We start from the raw sequence: 11,121 nt of genomic DNA on the forward strand, positions 1-11,121 counted from the left end.
ACCATGTGCTGGTCGACGAATACCAGGACACAAATCGCCTGCAGGCTTCGATCCTCATGGCGCTGAAACCCGACGGCGCCGGGCTGACGGTGGTCGGCGACGATGCGCAATCGATCTATTCGTTCCGCGCCGCCGAGGTTCGCAACATCCTCGACTTCCCCAATCAGTTCGCGCAAGCCGCCGACGTGGTGATGCTGGAGCGCAATTACCGCTCGACCGAGACCATCCTTGCTGCCGCCAATGCGGTGATCGGCGAAGCCTCGGAGCGCTTCACCAAAAACCTGTGGTCGGAGCGCAAATCCAGCGACAGGCCAAAACTGGTGACCGTGCGCGACGAAGTCGAGCAGGCCAATTTCGTCTGCGACGCGATCCTGGCCGAGCGCGAGGCGGGCACAGCGCTGAAGTCCCAGGCGGTGCTGTTTCGCGCCTCGCATCACAGCGGGCCGCTGGAGATCGAACTGACGCGGCGCAACATTCCCTTCGTCAAATTCGGCGGCCTGAAGTTTCTCGATGCCGCCCATGTCAAGGATGTGCTGGCGGTGCTGCGCTTTGCCGAAAATCCGCGCGACCGTGTCGCCGGTTTTCGCGTATTGCAACTCTTGCCTGGCATCGGCCCTTCGGCCGCCGCGCAGATCGTCGAGACCATGACGACGGCGCTGGACGAGGCCATGGGGTTGGCCGGCTGGCGTCCGCCGCAACGCGCTGCCGATGACTGGCCTGGCTTCGTCTCGCTCTATTCCGGCCTGCGCGCCGGCGCCAGATGGCCGGCCGACCTCGAACAGATCAGGCTGTGGTACGAGCCGCATCTGGAACGCATCCACGAGGACGCGACGACGCGCCGGGCCGACCTGTTGCAACTTGAGCAGATCGGCTCGGGCTATGCCTCGCGCGAGCGCTTCCTGACCGAACTGACGCTCGATCCGCCGGACGCCACCAGCGACCAGGCTGGGCCGCCGCATCGCGACGAGGACTATCTCATCCTGTCGACCATCCATTCGGCCAAGGGCCAGGAATGGAAGAATGTCTTCGTGCTCAACACGGTCGACGGCTGCATCCCGGCCGATCTCGGCGTCGGCACCAAGGAAGACATCGAGGAGGAGCGCCGGCTGCTCTACGTGGCAATGACGCGGGCCAAGGACAATCTCAACCTGGTCATGCCGCAGCGTTTCTTTCCACATGGCCAGGCGGCGCGCGGCGACCGCCATCTCTATGCCTCGCGCACCCGTTTCATCCCGGCTTCGATCCTTGCCGCATTCCAGCAGGTGTCGTGGCCGAGCGCACAGGCAGCACAGGGCAGGGCAGCCCGGCCGGAGGTGCGCGTCGACATCGGCGCGCGCATGCGCGGCATGTGGAAATAGCCGCGGGATAGCGCTCCATGTCGAAACCACCGGTCAGGATAGCCCTCGCGGGTGCGCTGGGCCGCATGGGCCGTCAGATGGCGGACGCCGTGCAGGGCGACGCGCGGCTGGCGCTCGCCGCCCGCTTTCACCGGCCGGGCAGTGTCGGCGAAGGGCTGGTGAGCCGCGGCGAGGCGCTTGCAGTGGCCGACGTGGTCATCGACTTCACCACGCCGGCTGCCTCGGTCGACCTGGCCAGGATTTGCGCCGAGCGCGGCGGGCCGGCCCTGGTCATAGGCTCTACGGGCTTCGATGCTTCTCAATCGGCTGCGATCGCCGACGCCGCGAAAACGATTGCCATCGTGCGCTCCGGCAGCTTTTCACTCGGGCTCAACATGCTGGTCGGACTGGTCGAGCAGGCGGCGCGGGCACTCGACCCCGATGACTGGGACGTGGAGATTGTCGAGGCGCATCATCGCCACAAGGTCGATGCGCCATCGGGAACGGCGTTGATGCTGGGGCATGCCGCAGCCGGCGGACGCGGCATCGATCTGGAGACGGTCGCAAGGCGTGCACGCGATGGCGCCATTGGCGCGCGGCCTCCCGGTGAGATCGGCTTTGCGGTGCTGCGTGGCGGCAGCATCATCGGCGAACACAGCGTGAGCTTCTGTGCCGAAGGCGAGCTTGTGACCTTGTCGCATGCGGCCGGCGACCGCGTCATGTTCGCCCGCGGCGCCATTGCCGCCGCGCTCTGGCTCGAGGGACGCCCGCCCGGCGAATACGACATGCGCGACGTTCTCGGTTTCGGCGCTCCGTGACCGGCAGCCACAACGGATTCCATTTCAACGGCCGTTAAAACGACTGAAAGCCAGCTGAAAGCTTGGGCGTGCCATGAAGTCATTACGGCGTTCGCCGTGTGACCGGTGCGGGAGCGGCCGGTAAGGAGGAATGCGGCGCAGCCGGGATGGCGCGCCGCCCAAGTGGAGGAAGTTTCGTGACCGGTTTCATCTCGAAGTGCGCCCTGCGCACAGCGGCGCTAACCCTTGCTATTGCAGCCACAAGCGCCACGGTGGCTTCGGCTGCCGACAAAATCACCATCATCGTCGGCGGCATGGAAAAGCAGATCTATCTGCCTGCCGTGCTCACCCAGCAGCTCGGCTACTTCAAGGACCAGGGGCTCGATGTCGAACTGCTCAACTCGCGCGCCGGGGTCGAGGCCGAAAATGAACTGCTGGCCGGTGCCGTCCAAGGCGTTGTCGGCTTCTACGATCACACCGTCGACCTGCAGTCGAAGGGCAAATACATCCAGTCGATCGTCCAGTTCAGCCAAGCGCCCGGTGAGGTCGAGCTGGTCTCCGCCAAGCACCCGGAGATCAAGTCGCCCGCCGATTTCAAGGGCGCCACGCTCGGCGTCACCGGTCTCGGCTCCTCGACCGATTTCCTGACCCAGTATCTTGCCGTGCGCAGCGGCCTGAAGCCCGGCGACTACACGCTGCTGCCGGTCGGCGCCGGCAACACCTTCATCGCCGCCGTCAAGCAGGACCAGATCCAGGCCGGCATGACCACCGAGCCGACCATCGCCAAACTGCTCAAGACCGGCGAGGCAAGCATCCTGGTCGACATGCGCACGCCTGAAAAGACCAAGGAAGCGCTGGGCGGCGACTATCCGGCGGCGTCCTTCTATGTCCAGTCCTCCTGGCTGGAAGGCCACAAGGATGAGGCACAGAAGCTCGCCAATGCCTTCGTCAAGACGATGAAATTCATCGCCACGCATTCGGCCGAAGAGATCGCCGACAAGATGCCGAAGGATTATTATGCCGGCAACCGGGACCTTTACGTGCAGGGGCTGGCCGGCGGCAAGGCGATGTTCACGCCGGATGGCCGCATGCCGGCCGATGGTCCGCCGACCGTGCTCAAGGTTCTCTCGACATTCTCGAAGAGCCTGCAAGGCAAGCAGATCGACCTGTCGAAGACCTACACGACCGAATTCGTCGACGCTGCCAAATAGCGGCGCCAGCCTACCACTCGTTGAATAACAAGGACTTGCGCCGGCTGCTTGAATCAAGAAGGCAGCGGCGCGGCCTCCCGAACACCTGGAGATCCGTGGCACTGCCGCGGGCTCCCTTGCCCCATTGCGACAGGAGTGCGCCATGCAAGTGCAACCCATGGCGGCCGAGAAGCTGTCTCAGGCCGCGCCACAAGCCGACGCCGCGATCGCCATCGATGATGTGACCTTGCGTTTCGTCACGCCCGACGGGCACATGATGACGGCGATCCGCGATTTCACGATGACCGTGGCGCGCGGCGAGTTCGCCTGCGTCGTCGGGCCGACCGGCTGCGGCAAGTCGACGACGCTCAACCTGGTCACCGGCCTGTTGCGGCCGACGACCGGCAATGTCCGCGTCATGGGCACGCCGGTCACCGATATCAGCCGGGACATCGGCTTTGTCTTCCAGGCGGATGCGCTGTTTCCCTGGCGCACGGCGCTCGCCAACATCGAATATGCGCTGGAAGTGCGCGGCGTGGCCAAGGCTGAGCGCACGGCGACGGCCCGCCATCTGTTGTCGCTGTTCGGCCTTGCCGGCTTCGAGGACCGTTTTCCCAACCAGCTGTCCGGCGGCATGCAGCAGCGTGTGGCGATCGCGCGTGCGCTGGCCAGCAACCCGGAAGTGTTGCTGATGGATGAGCCGTTCGCGGCGCTCGACCAGCAGACGCGCGAGCTTCTGCAAGGCGAGCTGCTGCGGATCTGGGGCAAGATCAACACGACTGTCATTTTCGTCACCCACTCGATCGACGAGGCGATCTTCCTCGCCGACCGGGTGGTGGTGATGACGGCGCGGCCGGGCGCGGTGAAGGAGATCATCGATATCGACCTGCCACGGCCGCGCGACGGCGACATCCGCGCCAGCGCCGAATTCAATCTATATCGCGCTCGCGTCTGGGACGTGCTGCGCGACGAGGTCAACAAGGCGCAGAAGGACTGGACTCTGTCGCCAGCCTTCAGTCACTGAGGAACTGGACCCATGGCCTATCTGACCGAGAAGTTTGGCTCCGCTGGAGCGCTCCACCTGTTTGCCGGCGCTGGCGAAACGGTAGCCGCCGCCAGGGTCCCCGCCATCAAGGCCAACGCCAAGATCCGGAGCAAGAAAGCGAGCCACGGCACATTCCTCTATGGCTTGCCGCTGCTCGGCCTGTTCTTCCTGCTGTGGGAGATCGCGCCCCGGCTCGGCTGGCTGAACCGCATCTTCTTTCCGCCGCTGAGCGAGGTGCTGGTCGCCTGGTGGGCGCTGCTCGCTTCGGGCGTGCTGATCGAGCATATCGGCATAAGCCTGCAGCGTGCCGCGATCGGCTTCGCACTCGGCGTGGTGGTGGCCATCCCGCTCGGTCTGTTGATGGGGCGCTATTCGCTGTTCGAGAAGGTTTCCGACCTTTTGGTGCAGACGCTGCGCAACACCTCGCAATTCGCGCTTCTGCCGGTGTTCATCCTGCTGCTCGGCATCGGCGAGGAATCGAAGGTCGCGATCACCTTCTACTCCTCGGTTTTCTTTCTCCTCGTCAACACGATCAGTGGCGTCAAGTCGGTCGATCCGCTGCTCATCAAGGCTGCGCGCTCGATGGGCACGTCCGACTTCGACCTTTTCCGGAAAGTCATCCTGCCGGCCAGCATTCCCTCGATCGTCGCCGGCGCTCGGCTGGCGGTGAAATCCTCGCTGTTCGCGGTCATCGGCGCCGAGATGCTGGCGGCCAAATCCGGCCTCGGTTTCCTCATCCAGAATTCGCAGCTGATGATGGAAACGGCCGACATGTACGCCGGCATCCTGACGCTGACCGTCATCGGCCTGACCGTCAATTACCTGCTCGTCTGGTTCGAGCGCTGGGCAACAGCCTGGAAGGGCCAGTCCGAGACCTCGCTCATTTAAGCGGCCCCATCATTCCAAACAGGAAGGATTTTCCCATGCCCAACATTCCATTCGACGCAATTCGCCGGCTGCTGCTGAAGGGCGCCATTGCCGTCGTCATCGGCCTTGGCGGCATGCCTGCCTTCGCACAGGACAAGCCTGACATCATCCGCATCGGCAGCACGGCGCCGGGGCACCTCAAATTCGTCCTCGCCCAGAAGGACGGCTGGTGGGACAAGGAATTCGCCAAGGACGGCATCAAGGTCGAACTGGTGACCTTCAACGGCGGCTCGGAAGCCACGACGGCATTGGCGACCGGCGCCATCGAGTTCACCTATACCGGCAACAATCCGGCGCTGCGCGTTGCTGCGTCCGGCGCCGACGTCAAGCTGATCGGCCTGTCGAGCTATGTGAAGGCCGGCGGTTCCTACATCGTCGTCAAAACCGACTCGCCGTTGAAGACGCTGCAGGATCTCAGGGGCAAGAAGGTCGCCTATCTCACCGGAACGGTGCGGCATTCGAACTTCAGCAAGGCACTGAACAGCGTCGGCCTGACCACCAATGACGTCGAAGGTCTGAACCTGCCTTTCGAGGCATCCGGCCCGGCGCTGCTGCGCGGCGATATCGACGCCATTGTCGAGACGGATTCGACGGCGGCCAAGCTGGTCGACACCGGCGAGGCGCGGGTGCTGTTCGACACCAGCACCCATCCGGAATGGAACGTGCCGAACGTCATCTCGGTCAACGGCGCCTTCGCGGCGAAATATCCCGATCTGGTCAAGCGGCTGCTGAAGATCGACATCGAGATTTCGCGTTGGGCCGACGCTCATCCGGACGAGACGATCAAGACGTTTGTGGAGGCGACCAAGTCGTCGGAAAAATCCGTCCGCAAGACCTATGCCGACGGGGTGTTCCACCAGGATCCGAAACTCACCGACGACGCGATCGCCGCCTTGCAGGGCGAGGAGAAATTCATGGCCAGCGCCGGGCTCCTGAAGGGCTCGATCGACTACGGCAAATGGGTCGACAAGAGCTTTGTCGATGGCGCCGCGGCTGAAGTCGCTGCCGTCCAATAGACTGGAAGCATCGAGCGGGGCGGGCGCGTTACTGCGCTGCCCCGTTCGTCTGGTCCGTCAAATCTCAGGGATGTTCTCCTTGAAGATCACCTGCAGCCTTGGCTGGTGCAGTTCATAGGGCAATCCCCGGACCGCATGGGTCAAAGTGTTGAGCGCTTCGCGGGCTTCGACGCGCGGGTTCTGGTCGATGACCGCGTCGAGCGTGCCGTCGAGCAGAAGGTCTTTGGTGCCGTCCGTCACCTCGTGGCCGAGGAAGACCATGGACTGGGCGCGGCCGTGCTCCTTGAGCGCGCGGGCGATGCCGGTGTTGCCGGCGCCGACATTGTAGATCGCGGCAAGGTCGGGGTGCCGTTCCAGCAGGGCCGATGCCTCCGAATAGGCCTTCTCGCGGTCGTCGAGCATTTCGCGCATCTCGACGATCTGCAGGTTGGGTGATTCCTCGGTCAGGACGTGGCGGAACCCCATCTCGCGTTCTTCGTGGCCGCGATAGGACAGCGAGCCGGCGAACAGCGCCACCTTGCCCGGATGCCCCGATCCCATGAAGCGGTTGAGCAGATAGCCGGCCAGCCGCCCGGCGGCGCGGTTGTCGATGCCGATATAGGCGACCCTGGGCACATGCAGGATGTCGGAGGCGATGGTCACCACCTTGATATCGTTGGCCGACAGGGATCGGATCGCTTCGCGCACCGTCGGATGGTCGAGCGCTATAACGCCGACGCCTTGCGTCTGTCCGCGCAGGTCCTGCAGCAGGCGGGCGAGCCGGTCAGGATTGAAGCCCTCGATGGTGGCGATATGGACATCGAGGTCGGGCCGCGCCAGAGCCTGTGCCTCGATGTGCCGGTGCAGCATCTTGATGAAGGAATTGGTGCCGGCCGGCAGCGCGAAGTCGAGTCGGATGACCTCGCCAGGCGAGGGCCGTGGCGGCGCGCCGTTCGGGCCTTCGGCGATGTAGCCGAGGCGCTGCGCCATTTCGAGCACGATTTCGCGCGTGCGCGCCCGCACGCCGGGTCGGTTGTTGAGCACGCGGTCGACGGTGGCGGCCGAGACGCCGGCTTCCCGGGCTATGTCAGTCAGGGTGGAACGCACCGTCTTTCATCTCCTGCATGCGTCAGATCGGCTGGTGACGGCTTCCCCGCCATCGGCGATTCTGATGGGAAATGATGTATCCGCCCTTAGCCTATGCGCAAGCCGCCGCGCTAAATCAAATGGTCCGGCAGGGCTGCGCAGGGCCGGGAAGGGTCGTGTGCCCTCAAACTGAAGCACCCGGCATGATGCATGGATCCCGTTTTTGTGCATTTCCTTGCCCTATTGCGATGTTGTGAGGTGTTTTGATTATTTATGATGTTGACAGCCTTGCCGTGCTGCCGTCAATATCCCTCATAAGGGCCGTGGAGGAAACGTGGCCCTGAGGGAGGAGTTTCAATGTCTGACTTGATCCGCATCTCGCGGCGCCGGCTGCTGGCATCCGGAGGAAAGGCGGCTGTGATCATGGCCGCCGCTGGTATCGCACCTCAATTCATTCGTCCCGGCCGCGCCTATGCGGCCGACGCGCTGGCGCCAGGCATGATCGGCGGCCCGACGGGCTTCGATGGAGCCGAGCGCTACCAGTATGGCGCCGACACGCCGGAAAGCCGCGCCATCGAGGCGGCCAAGGCGCTGAAGGGCGCCGGCAAGGCGCCGGCCAAGATCGTGCTCGGCCTGTCCGACGGCTCGATCGGCCAGCTCACGCAGCCGTTCCCGGCCGGTGCGCCGTCGATCAAGGAGCTGTGGGAAAAGGAAACCGGCATCGCGATCGAAATCATCGGTTTGCCGAACGGCCAGGAATTCACCAAGACGATGCAGGACATCTCCACCAAGGGTGGGGCCTACGACATCTATTCGACCGAATGGAACCGCCTCGGCGACCTCGCCGAAACCGGCGGCATCGCCAAGCTCGATGACTTTGTCGCGCAGCACAAGCCCGAATGGGACGATCCCGTCAGCGGCTATGTCAACGGCGCCAAGGGCGTGTCGCTGCTCAACAAATACCGCGGCTCCAACTATGGCGTGTCGCTGGACGGCGACTTCCAGACCTGGGTCTACCGCACCGATTTGTTCGGCGACGAAGCCGAGAAGAAGGCCTTCAAGGACAAATACGGCTACGATCTGGCGCCGCCGAAGACCTGGAAGCAGCATGGCGACATCGCCGCCTTCTTCCAGCGACCGGACAAGGGCCTGTTCGGCTCGACCGACCTGCGCAACCAGGGTTGGGGCTACACCAACTGGTACCAGCGCTATGTCTCGATGGCTTCGCCCAACCAATTCCTGTTTGGCGATGACGGCAAGCCGATGATCAATTCCGAGCAAGGCATTGCCGCCACCAACGAATATGTCGCTTCGCTCGCACATCATTCGCCGGATGCGATCTCCTGGGGCTGGCCGGAGCAATACGGCAACTTCGCCAAGGGTGGTGCGGCGATGACCTGCGCCTTCTCCAACCTGCCGAAATTCCTCGACAATGCCGGCAACAAGGATTCGGCCGTCACCGGCAAGATCGGCTCGATGCTGCCGCCAGGCCGCGAGATCGACGGCAAGCTGATCAGCCGCTCCGTGCTGTGGTTCTCGCTGACCGGCATGGTCTCGTCGCAGTCGAAGAACCAGGAGGTTGCCTATCTCCTGCTGCAATGGCTGGGCTCGGCCCGTATCTACGCCTGGATGAGTGCCAACCCCGGCGGTTATCTGGACCCGTTCCGGCTTTCGGACTTCTCCGATCCGCTGGTGCGCCAGACCTATCATGCCTACCACATGGACGTTGTGCGCGAGACGGTGGCGCGCACCGTGCCGACCATCAACTATCCCGGCGCGACAGCCTTCCACAATGCGCTCGACGAGAACCTCATGGCGGCGCTGACCAAGGCCAAGACATCGGAGCAGGCGATGGCCGATACGGAGGCGGAGTGGAAGAAGATCGTGCGGCGCACCGGCGAGGACAAACTGCTCGAAGCCATCAAGACCAACAAGGAGGCCTGGCCGACAGTTCTCGACCCGATCGTCTGATCCATCTCCCTGGATCACATCGAAGGAGGGGAGGAGCCTGCTTTTCCCCTCCGCCCACAACGCCACCAGCAAAGCCGCCAGATGAAGCGTTCCGTTCCTTTCCTGATATTCCGCTATGCCGCGATCTTCGCGGCCATGGCGGTGACGCTGGTGCCGATCCTGTGGATGGTATCGATGGCGTTCAAGCCGATCGCCGAATGGTCGGCGACCGGCGCCGACCTGACCTGGTGGCCGAAGAACCCGACGCTCAGCAATTTTCGTTTCGTCTTCGGCGAGTCAACCAACAATTTGATCGTCGCGCTCGACCGTACCGCGCTGAAGCCGATCCTCGCATCGCTGCTGTCGGCGGTTTTCGGCACGGTGATCGCCATGTCGGCGGGCACTGCCGCGGCTTATGGGCTGTCGCGTTTCGGCTCCGGCCAGAACCTGCCGCTGGCGCTGATCCAGCTCAGGATTTTTCCCCCGATGGCGGTCATGATCCCGGTGATGATCATGTGGGCTTTCCTCAACTTCACCGACAGCTGGTGGGGCCTGGCGCTGATCTACGGCATCGTCACCTTGCCGTTCGCCTTCTGGCTGATGAAGACCTTCTTCGACGACATGCCGCGCGAGATCGAGGAGGCAGCGCTTGTCGAGGGCTGTTCGCGGCTGCGCGTCTTCACCCGCATCACGCTGCCGATGATGCGCGCGCCGCTGGCCAGTGCCGCGCTCTTCGTCTTCATCCTCAACTGGTCGGACTATCTGATCGCGCTGCTTCTGACGACGCGCGAATGGGTGACCATCCCGGTCTACATGGCCTCGCTATCCTCCTCGATGACCGGGCAGCTCTATGGCGCCAAGGCGGCGCTTGGCCTGATCGCGGCCGTGCCGCCGGTCATCATGGGCATCGCCATCCAACGCCATCTGGTGCGCGGGTTGACATTCGGGGCGCTCAAGCAATGAGCGCGGTGACTGTCATGACTTCCAAGGATGAGGTGAAAGCCGTCGGAGCAAAGCCGGTTTCGCGCGATGAGGGCGCAAGGCTGGGTTTCCGGCTGACATTGCCTGCGCAGATCCTGGTGCTGTTCATCTCGGCCTTCCCGCTGTTGATGCAGCTCTACATCAGCGTCACCGACTGGTCGCCCCTGTCGGGCACCGGCTGGTGGAACGCCTGGTCGATGTGGAACAGCTTTGCCAACTACACCGATCTCGCCGCCGACGCGCGCTTCTGGAGCGCGCTGAAGCGTACGGCCATCGTCATGATCGTCTGCGTGCCGGCGGAATTCCTGCTTGGGCTGGCGCTGGCGACACTGTTTGCCGACGATTTCCCGGGCAAGCGCGTCTTCTATTCGATCCTGCTGATGCCGATGATGGTGGTGCCTGCCGTGGCCGGCTACATGTTCTTCATGCTGTTCCAGTCGGGCGGCCCGGTGAACGACATCTTGTCGGCGCTCACCGGATCTCCCGTCACCATCGCCTGGCTGTCGGATCCGACTCTGGCGCTGATTGCGGTGATGGTCGCCGACATCTGGCAATGGACGCCGCTGATGTTCCTTATCCTGCTTGCCGGCCTGGTCGGCGTGCCGGAGGACCAGATCAAGGCGGCGACGCTGCTCGGCGCCAATCCGTGGCAGCGCTTCGTCACCATCGTGCTGCCGAAGATGAAGACGATCATCATCATCGCGTTGGCGATCCGGGTGATCGAGAACTTCAAGATCTTCGACACGCTCTACATCATGACCGGCGGCGGTCCAGGCGTCGCTACCGAAACCATCTCGGTCTACATCTACAAGC

Annotated in this window: 10 protein-coding genes; 9 read left to right on the top strand and 1 reads right to left on the bottom strand. The window is 63.6% G+C overall.

Annotated features, from left to right (window positions below):
- The 6 genes from EN932_RS17895 to EN932_RS17920 all read left to right on the top strand — a co-directional run.
- Window positions 1-1,358, top strand: a 1,358-nt coding sequence (locus EN932_RS17895) for an ATP-dependent helicase (RefSeq protein ID WP_164890521.1), incomplete at its 5' end; no start/stop codon positions are given.
- A gap of 17 nt (window positions 1,359-1,375) precedes the next feature.
- Entirely contained in the window at window positions 1,376-2,155 is a 780-nt protein-coding gene (dapB, locus tag EN932_RS17900; RefSeq protein WP_127384687.1) for a 4-hydroxy-tetrahydrodipicolinate reductase, read from the top strand.
- A 176-nt stretch (window positions 2,156-2,331) separates the two neighbouring features.
- The gene (locus EN932_RS17905; RefSeq protein ID WP_027163344.1) at window positions 2,332-3,345 is read left to right on the top strand and encodes an ABC transporter substrate-binding protein; all 1,014 of its coding nucleotides are present in this window, start codon (window positions 2,332-2,334) and stop codon (window positions 3,343-3,345) included.
- 142 nt (window positions 3,346-3,487) lie between these two features.
- Window positions 3,488-4,348 (top strand): ABC transporter ATP-binding protein, encoded by an 861-nt coding sequence (locus EN932_RS17910; RefSeq protein ID WP_164890522.1) that lies wholly within the window; start codon window positions 3,488-3,490, stop codon window positions 4,346-4,348.
- Window positions 4,349-4,360: 12 nt separating this feature from the next.
- The gene (locus EN932_RS17915) at window positions 4,361-5,257 is read left to right on the top strand and encodes an ABC transporter permease (protein WP_127366722.1); all 897 of its coding nucleotides are present in this window, start codon (window positions 4,361-4,363) and stop codon (window positions 5,255-5,257) included.
- 35 nt (window positions 5,258-5,292) lie between these two features.
- Window positions 5,293-6,312: an aliphatic sulfonate ABC transporter substrate-binding protein gene (locus EN932_RS17920; protein ID WP_127384738.1), complete on the top strand. Its 1,020-nt coding sequence runs from the start codon at window positions 5,293-5,295 to the stop codon at window positions 6,310-6,312.
- Between the two features lie 57 nt (window positions 6,313-6,369).
- Here the strand turns inward: EN932_RS17920 and EN932_RS17925 are convergent, their stop codons facing one another.
- The gene (locus EN932_RS17925) at window positions 6,370-7,398 is read right to left on the bottom strand and encodes a LacI family DNA-binding transcriptional regulator (RefSeq protein ID WP_024501567.1); all 1,029 of its coding nucleotides are present in this window, start codon (window positions 7,396-7,398) and stop codon (window positions 6,370-6,372) included.
- A 336-nt stretch (window positions 7,399-7,734) separates the two neighbouring features.
- On the opposite strand from EN932_RS17925, the gene EN932_RS17930 reads away from it, so the two are divergent.
- The 3 genes from EN932_RS17930 to EN932_RS17940 all read left to right on the top strand — a co-directional run.
- A complete protein-coding gene (locus EN932_RS17930; protein ID WP_127370032.1) occupies window positions 7,735-9,348 on the top strand; it encodes an extracellular solute-binding protein in 1,614 nt (537 codons plus the stop codon).
- A gap of 81 nt (window positions 9,349-9,429) precedes the next feature.
- Window positions 9,430-10,290, top strand: coding sequence for a carbohydrate ABC transporter permease (locus EN932_RS17935; protein ID WP_024501565.1), 861 nt, complete (start codon window positions 9,430-9,432; stop codon window positions 10,288-10,290).
- On the top strand, window positions 10,287-11,121 hold an 835-nt coding region (locus EN932_RS17940; RefSeq protein WP_164890523.1), incomplete at its 3' end, for a sugar ABC transporter permease. The genes EN932_RS17935 and EN932_RS17940, both read left to right, overlap by 4 nt.

Source organism: Mesorhizobium sp. M7A.F.Ca.US.002.01.1.1 (genome assembly GCF_004022955.1).
GTDB classification, from domain to species: domain Bacteria; phylum Pseudomonadota; class Alphaproteobacteria; order Rhizobiales; family Rhizobiaceae; genus Mesorhizobium; species Mesorhizobium ciceri.